This window comes from Psychrobacter sp. UBA2769, from assembly GCF_002352555.1.
In the GTDB taxonomy this organism is placed as follows: domain Bacteria; phylum Pseudomonadota; class Gammaproteobacteria; order Pseudomonadales; family Moraxellaceae; genus Psychrobacter; species Psychrobacter maritimus.
Genome location: NZ_DEIR01000014.1, coordinates 123,153 through 143,987, shown reverse-complemented (window position 1 = coordinate 143,987; position 20,835 = coordinate 123,153). Strand labels below are relative to the sequence as shown.

General features: G+C 43.0%; 17 protein-coding genes. 1 reads left to right on the top strand and 16 read right to left on the bottom strand.

Going from position 1 to position 20,835, the window contains the following annotated elements; translation table 11 throughout:
• Positions 1-10: 10 nt before the first annotated feature.
• From mfd to B3Q63_RS06185, 3 genes are all read right to left on the bottom strand, one after another.
• The gene (gene mfd, locus B3Q63_RS06195; protein ID WP_296174936.1) at positions 11-3,784 is read right to left on the bottom strand and encodes a transcription-repair coupling factor; all 3,774 of its coding nucleotides are present in this window, start codon (positions 3,782-3,784) and stop codon (positions 11-13) included.
• Positions 3,785-4,022: 238 nt separating this feature from the next.
• Complete coding sequence (gene rraA / locus B3Q63_RS06190) at positions 4,023-4,538, bottom strand: ribonuclease E activity regulator RraA (protein ID WP_227670523.1); 516 nt, start codon at positions 4,536-4,538, stop codon at positions 4,023-4,025.
• 109 nt (positions 4,539-4,647) lie between these two features.
• Positions 4,648-5,349, bottom strand: a complete 702-nt coding sequence (locus B3Q63_RS06185; RefSeq protein WP_201565432.1) for an NAD-dependent epimerase/dehydratase family protein — start codon at positions 5,347-5,349, stop codon at positions 4,648-4,650.
• A 575-nt stretch (positions 5,350-5,924) separates the two neighbouring features.
• Between B3Q63_RS06185 and rpsT the strand changes: the two genes are divergently transcribed.
• Complete coding sequence (gene rpsT, locus B3Q63_RS06180; protein ID WP_010200097.1) at positions 5,925-6,191, top strand: 30S ribosomal protein S20; 267 nt, start codon at positions 5,925-5,927, stop codon at positions 6,189-6,191.
• A gap of 176 nt (positions 6,192-6,367) precedes the next feature.
• Here the strand turns inward: rpsT and B3Q63_RS06175 are convergent, their stop codons facing one another.
• From B3Q63_RS06175 to argC, 13 genes are all read right to left on the bottom strand, one after another.
• Positions 6,368-7,204, bottom strand: a complete 837-nt coding sequence (locus tag B3Q63_RS06175; RefSeq protein WP_201565434.1) for a histidine phosphatase family protein — start codon at positions 7,202-7,204, stop codon at positions 6,368-6,370.
• Positions 7,205-7,313: 109 nt separating this feature from the next.
• The gene (locus B3Q63_RS06170; RefSeq protein ID WP_296174925.1) at positions 7,314-8,108 is read right to left on the bottom strand and encodes a metallophosphoesterase; all 795 of its coding nucleotides are present in this window, start codon (positions 8,106-8,108) and stop codon (positions 7,314-7,316) included.
• A 215-nt stretch (positions 8,109-8,323) separates the two neighbouring features.
• Complete coding sequence (gene pyrF, locus B3Q63_RS06165) at positions 8,324-9,022, bottom strand: orotidine-5'-phosphate decarboxylase (protein ID WP_296174922.1); 699 nt, start codon at positions 9,020-9,022, stop codon at positions 8,324-8,326.
• Between the two features lie 76 nt (positions 9,023-9,098).
• The gene (locus B3Q63_RS06160; protein WP_201565439.1) at positions 9,099-9,509 is read right to left on the bottom strand and encodes a lipopolysaccharide assembly protein LapA domain-containing protein; all 411 of its coding nucleotides are present in this window, start codon (positions 9,507-9,509) and stop codon (positions 9,099-9,101) included.
• Positions 9,510-9,772: 263 nt separating this feature from the next.
• A complete protein-coding gene (locus tag B3Q63_RS06155; protein ID WP_183620940.1) occupies positions 9,773-10,078 on the bottom strand; it encodes an integration host factor subunit beta in 306 nt (101 codons plus the stop codon).
• 254 nt (positions 10,079-10,332) lie between these two features.
• Positions 10,333-12,024, bottom strand: a complete 1,692-nt coding sequence (rpsA, locus tag B3Q63_RS06150) for a 30S ribosomal protein S1 (RefSeq protein ID WP_201565441.1) — start codon at positions 12,022-12,024, stop codon at positions 10,333-10,335.
• Positions 12,025-12,258: 234 nt separating this feature from the next.
• Positions 12,259-13,017, bottom strand: coding sequence for a (d)CMP kinase (cmk, locus tag B3Q63_RS06145; RefSeq protein ID WP_296174918.1), 759 nt, complete (start codon positions 13,015-13,017; stop codon positions 12,259-12,261).
• Positions 13,018-13,204: 187 nt separating this feature from the next.
• On the bottom strand, positions 13,205-13,756 hold the full coding sequence (gene tadA / locus B3Q63_RS06140) for a tRNA adenosine(34) deaminase TadA (protein WP_296174915.1): 552 nt from the start codon (positions 13,754-13,756) through the stop codon (positions 13,205-13,207).
• 103 nt (positions 13,757-13,859) lie between these two features.
• The gene (locus B3Q63_RS06135) at positions 13,860-14,597 is read right to left on the bottom strand and encodes a uracil-DNA glycosylase (RefSeq protein ID WP_201620198.1); all 738 of its coding nucleotides are present in this window, start codon (positions 14,595-14,597) and stop codon (positions 13,860-13,862) included.
• A gap of 158 nt (positions 14,598-14,755) precedes the next feature.
• On the bottom strand, positions 14,756-17,320 hold the full coding sequence (locus B3Q63_RS06130; protein ID WP_296174911.1) for an AAA family ATPase: 2,565 nt from the start codon (positions 17,318-17,320) through the stop codon (positions 14,756-14,758).
• A 698-nt stretch (positions 17,321-18,018) separates the two neighbouring features.
• Positions 18,019-18,426: an ATP-dependent Clp protease adaptor ClpS gene (locus B3Q63_RS06125; RefSeq protein WP_201565456.1), complete on the bottom strand. Its 408-nt coding sequence runs from the start codon at positions 18,424-18,426 to the stop codon at positions 18,019-18,021.
• Positions 18,427-18,586: 160 nt separating this feature from the next.
• A complete protein-coding gene (locus tag B3Q63_RS06120; protein ID WP_296174909.1) occupies positions 18,587-19,483 on the bottom strand; it encodes a hypothetical protein in 897 nt (298 codons plus the stop codon).
• A gap of 103 nt (positions 19,484-19,586) precedes the next feature.
• Positions 19,587-20,654: an N-acetyl-gamma-glutamyl-phosphate reductase gene (argC, locus tag B3Q63_RS06115; RefSeq protein WP_201620202.1), complete on the bottom strand. Its 1,068-nt coding sequence runs from the start codon at positions 20,652-20,654 to the stop codon at positions 19,587-19,589.
• Between the last annotated feature and the right edge of the window lie 181 nt (positions 20,655-20,835).

Genomic DNA, 20,835 nt, shown 5'->3' with positions numbered 1-20,835 from the left:
ATCAATGAAGCTAAGCTGACTCTGCCACCATATGCTCACTAAAATAGCGTAATAGCTCTTGAATTGCGCTGACGCGCTGCTGCGGTGTTGCCAGTTTATCGGCATCCTGATAACGAATGCCAGAGGCACCATTCATACGATAGCGCTGCCCATTGCTCTGAATCAACTTAATAATTGCTAAGGCGTCGACTGGCGTATCAGGTGCAAATTCTAACGTCATGCTATTGCTGTTGGCATCAATCTTATTAATCTTTAGCGGCTCAGCTTGTATACGCAGTCCGTGGATGGCAAATAACTGCTTGGTTTGCTCAGGTAATATGCCAAAACGGTCAATCATTTCGGTACGAATATCGGTCAGAGCTTCTTTGTCATCAGCATTACTGATGCGCTTATAAAATAACAAACGCTGATGTACATCGTGTAAATAATCTTCTGGTATCAACGCCGAGCTATGCAGATTAATCTCGCTGGTCAGCGACAATGGTGTGCTTAAATCAGGCTCTTTACCCGCTTTAATCGCCTTAGTTGCTCTCTCCAGCATATCCATATATAGGCTAAAGCCAATCGCCTGCATATTACCACTTTGCTGCTTACCAAGTATCTCACCGGCACCACGAATCTCTAAATCCTCACTTGCCAGCATAAAGCCTGCGCCCAGTGTGTTAGCGCGTTCAATCGCATGTAATCGGCGCTTAGCATCGCCTTTAAGCCCTTTGATAGAAGGCACTAGCAGATAACAATAAGCCTGGTGATGACTACGGCCAACACGACCGCGCAGCTGATGCAATTGCGCCAAGCCAAACTTATCGGCGCGCTCAATGATAATGGTATTGGCATTGGGTACATCGATACCGGTTTCGATAATGGTCGAACAGACTAGCACGTTGAACTTTTTATGATAAAACTGCTGCATGACTTGTTCAAGTTGGCGCTCTTGCATTTGTCCATGAGCGACCCCTACTCGTGCTTCAGGCACCAGTTCACGGACGGTTTCTGCCATGCGTTCAATGCTCGCCACATCATTATGCAATAGATAAACTTGTCCGCCGCGCAGTAGCTCACGCAAGATGGCCTCTTTCATTAGGGCTTCTGTTTTTTGCATGACAAAGGTTTTAATAGCCAAACGACGTGCCGGTGGCGTGGCAATAATCGACATATCACGCATACCCGAGAGCGCCATATTAAGCGTTCTAGGGATTGGCGTCGCTGTCATCGACATACTATCCACATCGGTCTGAATCGCCTTGATACGCTCTTTATGACGCACGCCAAAGCGATGCTCTTCATCGACAATCATCAAGCCTAAATTAGAGAATTTCACATCAGGCTGTAATAGTTTGTGCGTACCGATAACGATATCAACCTTGCCTGCTGCGAGGTCTGTTAAAACCGTTTCTTGATGCTTTTTGCCGCCGAAGCGCGATAGCGTTTCGATACGCACTGGCCAATCAGCAAAACGGTCACGGAAATTGTCTTCATGCTGACCGGCTAGCAAGGTTGTCGGCACCAATACTGCTACTTGATAGCCGGCGCTGACCGCAATGAACGCCGCACGCATGGCGACCTCTGTTTTACCAAAGCCGACATCACCGCAAATGAGACGATCCATTGGCTGGTTTTGCCTCATGTCTTCCATCACCGCATGGATGGCATTGGCCTGATCGGGCGTTTCTTCAAAAGCAAATTGACTGGCAAACAGCTCATACTGTGATGAATCTATTTTAAAATGAATACCGACTTTGGCTTCACGCCGTGCTTGCATATTAAGTAGTTCAGCCGCCACGTCATGGATTTGCTCGAGGGCTTTTTGCTTGGCTTTATCCCATTTGCCGCTACCGATTTTATGCAATGGCGCAAGCGCAGGATCACCGCCGCTATAACGGTTAATCATCTGTAAATTGGCAACCGGCACATAAATACTGGCATCATCGGCATATTTCAAATGAATAAATTCTTGTTCACCATCGCCGACATCTAGCGTAATCAGCCCGTGATAACGTCCGATACCATGCTCGATATGCACCACTGGACTGCCTTCGGTTATTTCGGTGACACTTTTAACCAAAAACTCTTCTGACACACCGCTTTGACGACGGCGGCGCGTTTGCAATACTTGCCGACCAAATAACTGTGTCTCACTAATTAATACCAAACGTTCAGGAACATAAACCCCGCGCTCAATAGGTGCAACTGTGAGACCAACCTGCGGCAGCTTTTTAGCATTAAGACCAGTAGTTTTATCGGCGGCTAAAAACGCCTCAAAGCTGTCATAAGCTTTGATATCGATTTTGCCTTTAAACAGCTCGATGAGAATCTCACGGCGACCCGCTGTTTCAGCGACAATCAATACAGGTGTTTCTGTTTGCGCTTGCAGCGCTAAAAATTCTAACAGTTCGGTAAGAGGCTCAGCTTTTTGATGATTGACTGATAATTGCGGCGGCTCTTGCGCACTTAACGTCACCAAGCCTTGCTGCTTATTTGCCGTAAGCGGCAGTTGTGGCTGTGAATCTGACTGCTCTTCAACTTGCAGCAATGATTTGTCTGCTAACAATGACGCATCTTCTAATAACGAAGCATCGCTATCAATCGTAGCAACATCGGTCATGGTAGCCAATTCATTACGCGCACTGAGTATCACCCGTGGATAATGATTGAGGTGCTCGTTTAAAGTATTTGATAATAAATACAACAATTCAGGCGCGACGATGGGTTTATCAATATCATGACGACGTTCTTCATAACGGCGCTGAATCTGTGACCAATAATCTGCCTGTTTTTCGTTAATTAGTTCATCTGTGATAAATAGTGCATCGCTTGGTAGGTAAGCAAATAAGCTACTCTCAGCTTCCCAATCCTTTAAGTCAAAAAATAGTGGCTGATAATATTCAAGTCCACTACTGGCGATACCCGCCATAACATCTTTATGTAGTTCAAACTTACGGCTGCTGGTATTAGGGAACATAGCAGCAAAGTTGGTGCGAAACGTCTCCCGCCCTTCATCAAGCGGAAACTCTTTTGCTGGTAATATCTGGAATTGCTCAATAGGCTTTGAGATATCTGGCAGTTTATGCAGTAGTGACAGCGACTCTTTGCCCATACTGCTATCGTTGCCGCTCATCATCGTTTTGAGGTCATCAACGGTCAATGTGCGCTGGGTCTGCGGATTAAAGAAGCGAATGGTTTCAATTTCATCGTCAAACAAATCTAGACGTAGCGGAAACGGCTGACCCATGGCAAAGATATCAATGATGCTACCGCGTACGGCAAATTCGCCCGGCTCAAAGACGTTCTCAACCGCACGGTAACCGGCCCTTGCCAATAAGCCACGTTGGGTATGGATATCAAATCTATCACCGACACTCAAATCAAAATGCTGCCCTATCAGCCAGCTTGGCGGTGCGACCCGATGCATCAACGCCTGTACCGAGATGAGCAGCACGCCTGACGTTTGCATATCGGTTAATAGATTGATACGTTCGCTGACGATATCTTGATGCGGTGACAGCTCATCATAGGTCAATGTCTCCCAATCAGGGAATACATAAGCATCGACGCCGCAAAATGCCAATTCTGTTTCTATCTGATTAAGCTGGTTTTGGTCACGCGTTACCACAACCTTTAGACGGTCGGCAACATTCCATAGCGATGTTTGCACCAGACTTGCCAGCCACAAACTACTGACTGCCCCATGCACAGGTGCCAGCCAACGGCGCTGGGCATTCTGGATAGGAAACAACTGCTGGTTAATCGGTTCAAAGGCGTCAGTTAAAGCAGTGATAGGCATAAAGAATAGGGTCAACGTTAAGAGTCAGAAAGCTATTATACGAATATTTCAGCAATTACCAAAATTTATGCCGTAACGGTTTGTCACTTAGCATTCTTATGAAAAAACCAATAGCCAAATAGTTGATAAAACTTATATTCGTATATAAAGACAGGATGAGTAAATGTAAAAACCTCAACGGTTAAGCTGAGGTTTTTGAGTTATATGCATTAAGCTGTTTTTAAATTATAAGCTGTTTTTAAATTAATGGTTTGTCGCTAGCGATAATGCCGTTATTGTCTGCATAAACAAACATACCAGAATTTAGCGTTAAATCACCAAAGCTGATTTCAAGATCGGTTTGACCTTCGTCACGGCGATTTGATTTACGCGGGATACAGCCGAGTGCCATAACACCGATGTCCATTGCTGCCATATCATCAACATCACGCACGCAGCCATAAACCACAACCCCCGCCCAGCCATTATCAATCGCTGATTGTGCAATCATATCGCCGAGCAACGCGCAACGCATCGAACCACCGCCGTCAACGACCAATACTTTGCCATTACCGTCTTTATCTTTGCCATCGCTGTTTAATAACGATTTTACGCGGCTATTGTCTTCAAAGCATTTAACGGTCACGATTTCACCGCAAAATCTATCTTTGCCACCAAAGCTATAAAAAGACTTGCCTTCGATATTAGGCAAACATACCTGTGATTCAGGATTGGCATCCAGTAAATCACAAGTCACAAAGTTCTCTTTATTCATGGTCGATTCTGACATGTCTGACGCTCCTTGTTGTGTATGATTAAATTATTTATGTTAAATCATTTATGACTGAGTTTTAATTTTAAGTGTTTTTAATTTAATGCTTAGGCTATTTTTTAACCTTAGTCATCGCTAGCATCTGCTTATTTTCGATGATATCTGTAGTTTGAATCGCAGGCTCATTACGGTATTTATTACGCTGATAGACATCATGTGCACTCATTGCCATCGCACTGGCAACGCGCTTTGCAGAAATAGGATGCAGTGATAATGACTCTGAGACCAAAGGCGAGATAAGTTTAAACGCTTTTTGACCAATACTTTCAAGCGGGCGACCTTTATGTTTGCCCAGCAATAAAGAAGGACGCAGAATCACCAGCTGCTTAAAACCTAGCGCCATAATAGACTGCTCAGTTTCCGCTTTGACCCGATTGTATAAAAAGCGACTGTCGATGTCTGCATTCATTGAGGACAATAAAAAGAAGTTTTCAACACCTTTTTCTTGGCAGAGTTTGGCAAAATTGACATTATAATCATGGTCGATTTTTCGAAAAGCTTCATCACTACCCGCCTGCTTTTTGGTGGTACCAAGGCAGCTAAAAGCATCTGTCTTATTATCAGCGCCAACGCTGGCAAATATTTCAGCCAAGTTATCAAAATCATTGACCTGATAAAAGCGCATGCTGGCATTGATATAGCGAGGCGGACGCCGTGCAATCACAATTAACGTGTCATAAAGCTCACTAAGCTGCTTAACAAGATGCTGCCCGACCAATCCTGTTGCGCCAATCACAATTGCTTTTCGCTGCATAACCTACCCATTTATATAATGTTGGAATATGTATAATAAGAAGAAAGATGAGGGGTAAACGCTTATCATCTACGCTTTCCACCAATGTCTTTGTCCCTTGTATCATAGGTATCATACCTAAATTCAGAGATAACTGACGCTATTCTACACAATTTATTGTAAGAGATTTTATCCGCCATCAAATTGATTGCACCAATCAGCCGTTTTAAGCCGCCACTTTTGCTAGATATTTTGCTCGTTTGCTTAATGAAACGCTTATTAACCACCCTAAAAACCAGCTATCCGTGTGCTAGCATAACTTCTTTACGCATTAATCATCAAATATATTGTTCTAAGCGCAATAATTTGCTAAGATAACCGGCTTTACACGTCAACGCTGTTTAATTATTCCAAACAGTTCTGGCGCTTGCGATGATCTATTACTAATTTAGGTGCCTTTAATAACAGATAGGTATTCTAATATCAGACATCGACATCATGTTTGGCGAGAGGCTGCTCGTCACCGATGATTGTTAAACCCATTATTATTGCAATCAACATTCATATTTTTATCTGTCTTTATCAAGGAGATACGCGTGGCTAATACTGCACAAGCTCGTAAACGCGCCCGTCAAAACACCAAACGTCGTCAGAACTCTGCGTCACAACGCTCTATGGTTCGTACTTATCTAAAACGTGTTGACGCGGCTATCGCTGCTAAAGATTATGACGCGGCTACCGAAGCTTACAAAAAAGCGGTACCGGTTCTTGATCGTATGGCTGACAAAGGTATTATTCATAAGAATAAAGCTGCTCGTCGTAAGAGCCGCCTAAACAAAACCATCAAAGGCTTACAAGCTTAAGATTGGTTGCGTTTAGACCGCATTGCGCTTTTATAGCGTGATGACTAAAACCTTGTTACCAGTTCTAATACTGGGGCAAGGTTTTTTTATGCCTGTTTATTTATCACTTTATTTATCATTTATAACTGCTTAAAAGTGTTTAACAGTTTTAGAAAATGATGTTTAGCAAAAAACACTTAGGTCCATTTTACTTCTGGTGGCAATAGCAGTTTATTAGGATGGAAGCCGGCCGCACGGTAACTGTCAAGCAAAGTATGAATCGGGCGCACATAAACTTCACCGCGCCAGACGAAATAAGCACTGGCCTGCTCAAATGGCTTATCATCAAACCACAAGAACACTCCTTCCATCATCTTTGGCCAGTCATTCCAATCAATCTCAGTCACATCAAACATCACCGCCAAAAAAGCTGACAGCAGCGTATCATGACTGACGGCAAGCATTAAATGCCCATGCTCAGGCTGATTCTGGTAAAATAGCGATAAAAGATCAAGCCCACCTTGATAAGCGTTTTTGGTACCTTCAAGATTACCTTGTAAAAAGCGATTGATAAAATTGAGCACGCCAATTTCTTTAAATATGGGAGTGGCAATCTCAGGTTCTGTCACCAGACTACCGGGTTCGACCAATAATGATTGATGCGAGATATCACGTTGTAGCCCCGCGCCTGCTTGCATCAGCTGCGCGGTATCGATACAACGCCCAATCGGGCTTGAGATACTATCAACATCGAGCGAATACGGCAGATGTCCTGCCAACCAGCGCCCCCAAGACTTCGCTAAAACGCGACCTTTTTGGGTCAGCGGCAACTGATAACTGGCAAAACCATTACCGTCAGAGCGCTCACGTAAAGAATGTCTGGTAAATAAAATCAGCCGTTTATCCGTAGGCAGTAAGCCGACCGAAGACATCATACTGTCAGGTAAGTGTGAGGGCGCTGGTGCACTTGGCGTGTGACTCGCACGCTGCGCAGCGGATAGTTTTGATAGGGTGTTATTAGGCAGTTTACTCATGATAGCAAGCGTAGCAGATTTTTTGACATCAATGAACAAAATATAAGTTCAGTTGCAATATAGCGTATTTTTATAAATATCAGTATAAGTGCTTAGTTAAGACGATTTATCAAATCTCAATCACCTTATCCCAAGCAAATGCCAATGCAGTACTGCTCACCTCATTCGGATAGGCACGCGGATTGACGATGACTCGCGTCTTATTGATTTGATAATCAAAGGCTTCATGGGTATGGCCATGCACCCAAAGCGTGGGCGCCCAATCTTCATACATCCAGCTCGATAAATCACTGACAAAAGCGGCATTGCTTGGCAGCTCAGCATACTTCTCAGACACAGATAACGGGCTGATACTATGATGACTCATGACCACAGTTTTCTTACCCAGTGCTTTAGCAGTTATTAATGCTTGCTGCAACCATCGGCGCTGCTCAGCATGGATTTGCATTGATACTTCAGGTGAAAACAGCTCGCCACCGGCATAAATTTGCTTATAATCACGCATAAAACGCCTAGCCGCTGCCATGGTATCTTCGTTAGCTTGATACCGATAATCCGTCCATAGCGTACAGCCTAGAATTCGCACCTCGCCAATATCGATATGCTGACACTGTAATACGCGCACGCCTTGCTTTAATTCACTATTATAATCATCCCAAGTTGCAAGCTTCTTATCAAAGTGCAGCACATCTTCATTGAAGTACTCATGATTGCCAGAGATGGTAATTAATGGCACTTGTAAGCGCGCTGCTTGCTCTTGTAGCCATGGCATACCACTATCACTGTTGGCAGTGTCCCCCGCTACTAGCACCACATCTGCTTCCGTTTTCGGGATATGTCCCATCGGGTGCGATTGACGAGCATAGCTGTCGATATGTAAGTCACTCAAAATCTGTAATTTCATAGGTTTTACTATTGTCCCATCATGCCATTTGCAAAAACTTGAAGATAAAAAACTGTCTATATCTAGGCTTACTATCAACATAAATTTGACCAGTGTAGCACTTTTTTCATGACTGGCAAAAAGTAAAAAAGACAGCGTGTTAGGCTGTCTTTTCTATAGTGATGCTGCTAAAAACCTCTAAACAGATTATAAGATTTTAGAGATTTTATAATCTGCTAGATACTTTGAAGTATCTTTTGTAATTTAGCAGCAGGATCTGCTGCTTGGGTAATTGAGCGCCCAATTACTAAATAATCAGAGCCATCATTTAACGCTTGTTTCGGCGTGCAAATGCGTTTTTGATCATCGGCATTGTCGTCTAACAGGCGGATACCCGGGGTAATTAGCTTGAAATCTTGACCACATAGCTGCTTAAGCGTTTTGGCTTCTTGTGCTGAACATACCACCCCATCAAGACCTGCTTGCTTAGTCAATTGTGCTAAGCGGCTTACTTGTACATCTAAGCCGTCCGTGATGCCCGTTTGCATCAATGCTTGATTGTCCATAGAGGTCAGTACGGTAACAGCGATTAGCAGGGTTTCAAAATTACCGTCTAACAATCGTTGTTTGGCTAATAACATCGCCTCTAAGCCCGCGCTTGCATGGACGTTGACCATCCATACGCCAAGCTCAGCTGCCGCCAATACCGCTTGTGCCGTGGTATTAGGAATATCATGGAATTTCAAGTCCAAAAACACCTCAAAATCACGCTGATGTAGCGCCTTAATTATCTCAGGACCGCAGCGGGTAAACAGCTCTTTACCTACCTTTAAGCGACATAACGCCGGATCTAATTGGTCAGCCAGTGCTAACGAGGCATCTCTCGTCATGTTATCTAAAGCAACGACGACGGGAGAGGTATTTGCGTTATTCATAGTTGTGCCACTTTCTATCGGGTTTATCAAATGATTGTATATAGAGCTATTAGAAATAGAATGGTCATCTGACCGACTAATAGTCGCGCTTTTGCTTGGTTAACATTGCACCATCATCTACATCGCTGACGCTACCATCTTGTACATTGGTCGCTGTCGTGCCATAGACCGCTTCTTCTACCGACGGCGCGTTTGCTTGACGGTCAATAACAATATTGGCTTGTGTCACCTGCTCTTGCAGATTGGCATTTAATTTTTGTAGACGTGAGATTTCCCACTTATTTTGTAGCACACGGAACATGAGTAAAGCTAGTAACATACCAATGATGATGCCGAGTATCAGGCACAGAATCAACAATAAGCCCAGGTTCATCGTCGGTGCTTGAGAAAATAATAAGTTCACCCCAACTTCAGTATTATTGGCCAATACTAAACCTAGCGAATAAGCAAAGCTCAAAAACAGTAATACCAGCAGTAAAATGCGCATCAGACGTATCCTTGTATGTTGAATAGTATGAACAGTTTAGCAAATAACGCAGCCATAGCGACTGCTAGTAAAGGTTTTCAATATCTAGCCTCTTATATAAAAAGACTGGTTTTATATCTCTTAGCTTATTCGTTTTGGTTTAATGATAAAAAGCGTTAATAATAAGATTCTTTAATCAGAAACAGCTTTAATAGTAAGACGTCCTAGTAATCAGCAACTTTAATAATTATAAAATTAAACGTCTTACTATTCTGCTTATGTTCCTAACCGTGGGCTACTTTATCATTGACGGCTTCACGTAGTGCTTTGCCAGGTTTAAAATGTGGAATGGCTTTGGCAGGTACTGGTACGCTTTCGCCTGTTTTAGGGTTACGTCCCATACGTGCACGGCGATGATGGAGACAAAAACTACCAAAGCCACGCACCTCTACTCGGCCGTCGTTGGCTAAAGTATCGGTCATCAAATTTAATATTTCGCGTACTGCATCATCGACAACGGTATCTGTCATGTTGTCACAATTCGCACTCAGATTACTAATAAATTCGGACTTGTTAATTGCTTGCTGCATTATCACACTGGCCTTATTGATTAATGGATAAGATGGTTGTGAGGTAAACTATCATTTTATGACTATTTAGGTTTACGTTCACATCTCGTTACTCAATGTTGCAAATGATAGCGGATATTGGCGCAAATGGAAATAAGAGTTTCCCCTTTTACAGGAAATCGTTAAGCATTTGCTTCATACCCAAATTTAATCACAAAAAAAAGCGACCGGAGTCGCTTTCTTTTTATATACTAATTATATCAACAATATACAGCTTACTGCATTTGTTCTTTGATCAAGTCACCAATAGTTTTTGGCTGTGCATCAGAACCGGCAGTAGTACTAGTCGTGCTAGTGCTGCTTAGCTCTTTAATCGCTTGACGCTCTTCAGCTTCGTCTTTCGCTTTGATTGACAAGCTGATGTTGCGAGTTTTACGATCAACACTGATGATTTTCGCTTCAACGTCATCACCAACTGTTAGATGCTTAGTCGCATCTTCAACGCGGTCACGTTGAATTTCAGAGGCACGTAGATATGCTTCAACTTCGTCAGCAAGCTCAATAGTAGCACCTTTAGCGTCTACTTCTTTTACTTTACCATTAACGATAGCACCGCGGTCATTGTTGACTAGGTATTCGTTGAATGGATCAGAGCTTAACTGCTTCACGCCTAGGCTGATACGGTTGGCTTCTGAATCTACAGACAATACCATTGCTTCAACGGTGTCGCCTTTGTTGTAGTTACGGATAGCTTCTTCGCCAGTTTCGTTCCAAGAGATATCAGATAGATGTACAAGACCATCGATACCACCATCTAGACCGATAAAGATACCGAAGTCAGTGATAGATTTGATCGTACCAGTGATTTTATCACCGCGCTCATGTTTCTTATCAAACTCATCCCATGGATTGGCTAGAGTTTGTTTGATACCTAAGCTGATACGACGACGTTCTTCATCGATATCAAGAATCATCACTTCAACTTCATCACCCACTTGAACAACTTTCGATGGATGGATGTTTTTGTTGGTGTGATCCATTTCTGACACGTGTACTAGACCTTCAATACCTTCAGAAATTTCAGCGAAACAACCATAATCAGTTAGGTTGGTTACGCGTGCTTTAACCACACTACCGACTGGGTATGTGCCGCCAACGTTATCCCAAGGATCAGTACCAAGTTGTTTTAGACCTAGGCTTACGCGATTGCGCTCACGGTCAAACTTAAGTACTTTAACTTTAAGGTCTTGACCAACTTCAACCACCTCAGATGGGTGCTTGATACGGCGCCATGCCATGTCAGTGATGTGCAATAGACCATCAATACCACCAAGGTCAACGAACGCACCATAATCAGTTAGGTTCTTAACGATACCTTCGATCTCGATACCTTCTTCAAGCTTGTTCAATAGCTCTTCACGCTCAGCTGAGTTTTCAGCTTCCATAACAGCGCGGCGACTTACCACAACGTTGTTACGTTTTTGATCAAGTTTGATAACTTTAAATTCTAGCTCTTTGCCTTCTAGATGCGTAGTATCACGAATCGGACGGACGTCTACCAATGAACCTGGTAGGAACGCGCGAACTGAACCGATATCAACGGTAAAGCCGCCTTTTACTTTGCTAGAAATAATACCTTTAACGATCTCATCATTGTCAGAGATTTTCTCAAGGAAATTCCAAGTCTCAACGCGTTTGGCTTTTTCACGTGACAGTAAGGTTTGACCCATACCGTTATCAACCGCTTCAACCACAACATCGACACTATCGCCAACTTCAACTTCAAGTTCGCCTTCTTCGCTTAAAAACTCTTCACGAGCGACGATACCTTCAGATTTAAGACCAGTATCTACTGTGATCCAATCGCTATCGATGGCCACAACAGTACCTGTGATAACCGAGCCACGCTCGATATCAAGACCTGTTTCTTCGATGCTCGCTTCAAATAGTTCAGCAAATGATTCCATTATGTCTACCTTTGTATAGCCGTATCCTGTCCAGCACAGTACGGATCAAATTTATGACTGTATAAAACGAAATACTGGTTTTATATCTTATATAGTCATATAAAAAAACCTTTGTTGCTAATAAGCGATTTTTAAGCGAACTCACTAGCAACAACTGTCTTACTTATACTTATATAATTTTATACTAAAATGAAAGCCATAGGAAACTTTTTAGTACTTAATATGTTGTTTTTATTAACGATTAAAGCAAATACCTTGATCTTGACAATGTTTTTTCACAAGCTCATAAACCGCATCAGCGTCTAGGTTAGAACTATCTAAAACCAGCGCATCTTCTGCAGGCTTCGACGGTGCCGTTGCACGGTTTTCATCACGATCATCACGCGCTTTAATCGTCGCAAGAATTGCTTCAAAATCGGCAGTTTGTCCCGCTTGTAAAAGCTGTGCTACGCGGCGTTCTGCGCGAGCTTTGGCACTTGCCGTCAGATAGACCTTAACATCGGCATCTGGGAAAACCACGGTACCCATATCACGACCGTCGGCAACCAATCCTGATTGAGTCGCCATATCTTGCTGCAATTTAAGCAAGGCTTGACGTACCTTTGGATAAACTGCGACTCGTGAAGCATAACCACCGACGGTTTCATTGCGTACTTGCTCGCCAATCTTAGCGCCATTAACAATGATATCCACGCGTCCTGAATCACTATTAGGCTCAAAAACTATTTGCAAGCTTTGAGTCAATGCTAATAGCGCCGCCTCATCAATACTTTGCTCGCCATCTACATTGAGCAAACCGGCTTCAAATGCCTTTAGACCAACAATGCGGTATAACGCCCCTGAATCTAGCAGCTGATACCCTAACGTTTGTGCTAAGCGCCACGTCACCGTGCCTTTACCCGCCCCACTTGGACCATCAATACAGATAACCGGATAGCGCAATGACGAAATGTCGCTATTATTATCATTAGTATTGGGTGTAAAAGCAGTCATAACAGTCACTTAATCGTCGGTACAACTTACAAAATGGCAAATGGCGTAAATTTCCACTGGTTTATCAAACGCTTGCACGCCAATAAACTTGTTCGTAAGCAAATAGGGCGATAGTATAGCAAACAAACCTTCCTATCACTAGCAATGAGCATAATATCTTGTTAATGGTTTATGCTCACTTTTATTTTTAGCGCTTATCCTTTTTTAACGCTTGACGGCGCTCACGAAAAAAAGCCTTTAACATCTGACTGCTATGCTCACTACACAAGCCTTTATGTACTTGAATACTATGATTATAAAATGGCTGGGCAGCCAAGTTCATTTGACTGCCAACCATGCCAGCCCTCGGCTCACTTGCCGCATAAATAAGTCTATCCACGCGAGCATGAATCAGCGCCCCGATACACATGGTACACGGCTCTAAAGTCACATATAACGTCGTCTGTAATGGCAAGCGATAGTTGTTTAAACGCATGCAAGCATCTCTTAAAGCGACAATTTCAGCATGAGCCGTCGCATCATGGCGTCCAATCGGCTCGTTAAATCCTTGCCCAATTACTTGCTGATTGTGCACCAGTATCGCCCCTACTGGCACTTCTTCACGCGCGGCACCTTGTTTGGCAAGCTTAAGGGCTTTTTGCATCCACTTAAAATCTTCAAGCAACCAAAAGGTACTTGCCGATATCAGGCTGCTCGCTAATTGATAAGGCTGCAAGCTTATCGTTTGTCTATGTTTCATTTATCAGTACAACTATTATTTTGAATATTAATAGAACTATTATTTTAAAAACTACTTTTGACGATTATTTTTAATAGCTTTTTTTAACAGCTACTGTTAATAACTACTGTGGCAGCTGCCAGTCAATTGGCGTTCGACCATACTGTAGTAGATAATCATTGGTTTTAGAAAATGGCTTAGAGCCGAAAAACCCACCACGGTTAGCAGCCAACGGTGAAGGATGTACAGCCGTCAAAATCAGATGTTTATCAGTATTAATATATTTGCCTTTTTTCTGGGCTTTACTACCCCACAATATAAATACCGTATGCTCTGTTTGTTCATTGACGACATCAATGACCGCATCGGTAAACTGCTCCCAACCTTTGTTTTGGTGGCTGTTTGGCTCCCCTTCTCTCACGGTCAATGAGCTATTTAATAACAACACGCCTTGCTGTGCCCAGTAGGTCAGGTCACCATGTTTTGACGGCGTAATACCTATGTCACTTGCCATCTCTTTCAATAAATTATTCAGTGACGGTGGTTTTGGAATGGCTTTGGGCACTGAAAATGATAAACCCATTGCTTGTCCTGGTCCGTGATAAGGATCTTGACCTAAAATCACGACTTTAACCTGTGATAAAGGGGTTAAATTTAACGCATTAAACATCAAAGGGGCTGGTGGATAGATACTATCGTCTGATTGATAGGCTTCCTTTAAAAATGCGCGCAAGTTATCCATATTGTCAGAAGTTAATTCTTCTGCTAAGGCGTTTTTCCAGTCTTCTGGTAAGCGTACATTGTCTAAAATCGCTTGTTTTTGTGCCTCTGTCTTTGTTGCTTGTACATCAAGTAATGTCATAATCAATCCTTTTTTATTTGTTATCAGGATACGCTAACACTGATATTAGCAAAATATTGGCGCTGCTACGTGATAATTAGCAATAAAAAAAACGGCTACCGCAGTAACCGTTTTTATAACGCAGTAACCATTCTTATGATACTAACAGCAAAAACTACCTAGCTGGCTAATGATTCAGAGTCTGGATGCGGCTCATGTGTCTCAACAACCGTTAGAATAATACGACTGTCAGAGGAGCCTTTATCTGATCCTTTCTCAAGCTTAACCGCATTGCCGTCTTGATCTTTAGCGTCCTCAGGCTCCAAGGTCAGATGGACGACCCCACCGTTTACCAAGTCGCCAAACAAAATCATGCTTGCCAATGGTTTCTTAATCTCGTCTTGAATCAGACGCTGCATTGGGCGCGCACCCATGAGGCGATCATAACCTTTATCCGCTAAGTAATCACGTACCTCATCATCAATCTCTAGTGTTACTTGTTTATCATCAAGCTGGACTTGTAGCTCAACCAAGAACTTATCGACTACAGAGACGACGACAGAGGTATCCAATGGATTAAACTGAATGATGGCATCAAGACGGTTACGGAACTCAGGCGTAAACACACGTTTGAGCGCCTCGGTATTATCGCGGCTATGGTCTTGCTGTGTGAAGCCCATAGAAGAACGACTGATACTATCTGCACCGACGTTGGTGGTCATAATCACAATCACTTGCTTAAAGATAGCGACGCGACCGTTGTTATCAGTCAAGGTGCCATGATCCATCACTTGCAATAACAAGTTAAAGACATCTGGATGGGCTTTTTCGATTTCATCAAGCAACAACACGCAATGCGGATGCTGATTGATTTTTTCGGTAAGCAAACCGCCTTGGTCATAGCCAACATAACCTGGAGGCGCACCTATCAGACGTGAAGCAGTATGCGCTTCCATGTACTCTGACATATCAAAGCGTACCAACTCGACACCCAATAAGTTTGCTAGCTGACGCGAGACCTCTGTTTTACCAACCCCGGTAGGACCAGCAAACATAAACGAGCCAATTGGCTTATCAGGTGCTTTAAGACCGGCACGCGATAATTTAATTGCATCGGCCAAGGTTTCAATCGCTTCATCTTGCCCAAACACCAAGTGCTTCAAATCGCGGTCTAAATGCTGAAGAATACTCTTATCATCACTGGATACGGATTTGGGTGGAATACGCGCAAGCTTGGCAACGATAGCTTCAATATCGGCGACATCGATTTTTATCGGTGCACGTTTGCCTTTAGATTTTTTAGACCCATCGGCTTTTGCTCTATCATTGGCTTTGGCAGCATTTGCTTCGTCCTGCATCTCATTGACCGTGCCTGTGTCATCAATACTGTCATCATCAACGCCCTCAAAACCTTCTTCATCGGCATCGATTTGCGCATCAAAATCTTGCTCTAAATCAGCGATAAAGCTTTCTTCGGCATCAATATCGTCCAAATCAGCGACGATACCCAAACGCTTATACGCACCAGCTTCATCGATGACATCGATGGCTTTATCCGGTAAAAAACGCTCATGGATATGCTTGGCTGATAATTGAACGGCCGTTACCAAGGCCTCGTCGGTATATTCGACATTATGGAACTCTTCATAACGCGGCTTCAGCCCACGTAAGATATCGATACTGTCATCAACACTTGGCTCTTTCACATCGATTTTTTGGAAACGACGTGACAATGCATGGTCTTTTTCAAAAACCTGACGATATTCAGTAAAGGTCGTTGAACCAATACAGCGCAGCTCGCCATTGGCAAGTGCCGGTTTGATTAAGTTTGACACATCCATATTGCTACTCATTGACGAACCTGCGCCAATAATCATATGAATCTCATCAATAAACAAAATTGCATTGGGCTTTTTCTTTAGCGCATCAAGCAGCGACTTCATACGTTTTTCAAAATCACCACGATACTTAGTACCGGCGATTAGCGAGCCAATATCTAGACTATAAATCACGCAGCCGTTGAGTGGCTTCGGTGCTTTATCATTGATAATCAACCACGCCAAGCCTTCTGCAATCGAGGTTTTACCCACGCCTGGTTCACCCACCAATAACGGGTTGTTTTTACGGCGACGACATAATACTTGCGCTGCGCGTTCAATTTCAGGGCCACGGCCAATTAATGGATCGGTTTTACCTTCAGCGGCGCGTTGGTTTAAGTTGGTTGCAAATTCTACCAAAGGGTCTTTACTGGTCTTTTCTGAGGCACTACGGCGCTCACCTGTCATCGAAGCACGTGGCTCAGATGGCTCGTCTTTATCTTGACCGTGTGATAAATACTGAGTCAGCTCAAGGCGACTGATGCCTTGTTTTTTGAGCAAATAAACCGCGTAAGTATCATGCTCTGAAAACATCGATACCAAAATATCAGACCCTTCAACCAGACGACCGCCACCAATAGACTGCACATGGAAAATAGCCCGTTGCAGGATACGATCAAAGCTTTGGGTCGGTTGTGGTGATTGCTCAGTCTCAGCATCGACCGTTGGCGTATGCTTATTGATATAAGCTTCAAGCTCGCTACGCAAGGTTGAGACATTGGCATTGCAAGCAGTCAACGTATTGGCAGCATTGGTATTTTCTAATAATGCCAGTAGTAGATGTTCAACAGTGAGATACTCATGCGATTTTTGGCGCGCAAGTGTCATTGCTAAACGCAAAGAAACTTCAAGATGACGACTTAACATAAGGACTTCCTACGGTTGTACCTATCTTATTATTGATAGCTTTATGAATGAGTTAGTAACTAAATCAGGGCGATAGATGGATTGTTCAAGGGCTATGTTAGGTTTATTAAGAGACTTTACTCAATGTTATTCAATACCGGCTTCCATGACGTAGACATTATTTTCAGCTTACCTTTATATCAACATGATACTTAAAGATAGTCAATCTATTAACGCCGATTAAAATGTATCGAAGTGTCCACCAAGCTTGTTAGAAGCATTGATACAGCCAAAAAACCATAAGCAATAAAGTAATGTGAGCGTCTATTTTCGAGATTGGCTGTTGAATATAACAGAGTTAAAAATACTAAAACGATTTAAAAAAACGAGGGATAAACTGAGATTAAGTGTACAAGAGTATACTTTAATATATAGGGCTGTATCAGAGGAAAATCAAGTCTAAAATGAAAGGGTTATACATATTAAAGAGATAATAACTGGCGAGATACTAAATTTGCAGGCATTAGACTTAAAGTGAGTCGATATATTAGAGCAAACCATTAAATAACTCATCAGGCTTGCTCTATTGCTCTAGGTTAGAAAGTATTTTGAAGGGTAAAAGCTAATGGTATAAATAAGATAGTAGCAATTGAACTAGAAACTGAGGTCATATAAACAGGGAAAATGTAGAAAACTTATCACAGAAGCGTGCTAAAAAACTATTCGCCTTGATGCGGCTCGATTTGAGTCAATAAAGGATAGCCTTCACGGTGCGCAAGGCTATTAACTTTTTTAGCTTTGGTTTCAGCAATATCTTTTGGATAAATACCCGCAATACCTTTGCTACTATTATGAATGGTCAGCATAATCTCAACCGCTGAATCCATACTATGACGGAATTCTGACTGCAGCACATAAACGACAAACTCCATCGGCGTGTAGTTATCGTTATACATCACCACCGCATACATCGGTGGTTTTGCCACTTCTGGCTCTGCCACTAATACGTCAGCTTGCGGTGTGGTTTCACCTTCGGGATCGCCATCTTGCGCAAAATGCGTCGGTATATTGGGGAAATGCCAATCCGCAACGGTGGGCGTTGATTGTAATAGGGTTTGTTTTATCATAATTAGAATACAAATTAATAGGTGTGTTTATAACAACATAAAGGGGGATTAAAAAAGATTGGCAGACATATCGATATGTCATTAGGTGTCAGCCATGGGAGACAGCAACATAAAAATAGTAAAAGATGCAAACAATAACTCTCAATCAAACCTTAAAAGATTAAGGTTCAATCGGGCTTTCATCAACCTCTGGTAAGTCTAATAACGACAGCGGCATATTATCGACCTTGTCGCCAAGCTTCCAATCGTATAATTGCTCTACTTCCTGTCCACCTGCTCGCAAGCTCAGCTTAACCTGCAACGGCTTAAAGCCTGACGGCATCATAAAGCGTCCGCGAATGCGCGTGATTCCTTCAATGGTATAACTTGCTGGCTCTAATGGCACTTCTACAAAGTCATCGTCATTGAGCAAGGTTAACGTTGGTTTTAAGCGCTTGGCTTTACCATCGCTGGCAAGCATACCAATATCGAAGCCATATTCAAAAGCGTTCTCAGGTAAAGGTTCAATTTTCGCGCCAAGTATCTGTAATGGCATGCCGCCTTGTTCGCTAATGATTTCGGCATATATCTCATTAAGCTGCGCCACTTGTTTGTTTTCAACCGTCAGTTCTTGCTGATTTTCGCGTAGCTCTTTTAGGTTTGCCAAACTTATTTCTAGCTCTTGCTTAGCGGTAGCCGCTTCATTGGTCGCGATTTTACTGCTAAGGCGTAAATCTTTTAGCTCTTGCGTCGCCTCTTTACTGGTAATAACTGCTTGCTTCGCTTCCGTTTGCATCGAATAATAGCCGCGCTGATAGCCAAGCTTATGACCAAATAACAGCCCAACCACCGCAGTTACCAATATCGCCACCACAAATAATGCCAATACTAAAGTAGACGCACCTTGCTGTGACTGACTGATGCCATGGCGACTGATAGCCGCAGTATTACTACGATAACAATTACGATAATCAGGGTAAGAGAGATGCAGACTACCCTCCAAATCATAAGAAATAGAGTCTTGGCACGCTAAACGTGCGGGCTGTGGACAAAGGCGTAGTACACTCTTCAAACGCATTTAGACAGTATCTCTTAACAGTAAGGGCAGGTTATTATAGCGGAATTTATAATCAATACCTAGCGCCATAAATATGAGGGATTTGTTAATGGCTAGACATCTGTTAAGGAACGATAGGAGCAAAGTTTAAGCCCATTGATTCATCGAAACCAAACATCACATTCATATTTTGCACCGCTTGCCCAGCCGCACCTTTCACCAAGTTGTCTTGCACGACAATCACCGTCAGCTCGGCACGCGCATTGTCTTGATGGATACCAATACGCAGGCGATTACTGGCACGCACACTGCGCGTATCAGGATAAAGACCCTTTGGCATCACATCCACAAAGGGTTCTGCAGCGTAGCTTGTCTCAAATACTTGCTGCCAATCAATAGCAGCGCCTGCATCCGTCAGCTCAAGATGAATAGAGCTGAGCATCCCGCGTATCATCGGCACAAGATGCGGTAGAAAACGGATACGATGGCTAAATTGACTCTCTAATAACTGAGCAACACCCTGCTCAATCTCCGGTAAATGCCGATGACCTTCAACGCTATAGGCTTTGAAATTGTCTGTGGTTTCAGCATAGTTAAGGGCAAGCTTTGCTTGACGACCCGCGCCCGAAACGCCAGATTTCGCATCGATAACGATACGTGATTCAACCAGTCTTTGGGCTTGCTTATTTTGCGCATCGATAATGGGTTTTAAGCCCAAGATAGCTGTGGTTGGATAACAGCCAGGGTTACCGACCACCAAAGCATCGGCAAGTTTTTCACGGTTGACTTCAGGTAAACCATAAACGGCTGTCTTTAATAATTCAGGACAGGCATGGGCTTGCTGATACCAGTGCTCAAAATCTGCTAATGACTGCAAGCGAAAATCGGCGGCCAAATCAATCACTTTTACGCCCGCTGCCGTTAATGCCTCTGCTTGCTTCATTGCCACGCCATGCGGGGTCGCAAAAAATACCACATCGCATTTTTGCAAGGTCGCTAGCGTCTCATCACCTAAATCGCTAAAAACGATATCGGAGATGCCGCGTAAGCTTGGGAATATCTCATCAGCTCGGGTGCCAGCTTCGCTACGTGAGGTTAGCAAATCAATAGACACTTCAGGATGGGCAGATAATAAGCGAATCAGCTCAATACCTGTATAGCCTGTGCCGCCGACAATCGCTGCTGAAATCATAAGATATCCCTTTTTCTTTTATGCAGTTTCTTACTCAATGAATGGTAGATAGCTATAATGTCTACACCTAAGTATAAACATTATAGGGTGTAAGTTTAATAGCGTCTAAATTTAATAACGTCTAAATTTATCGCTTTTAATAAACTCACGCTTCTTAATGTTCGCTAATTTTAAAAACTAG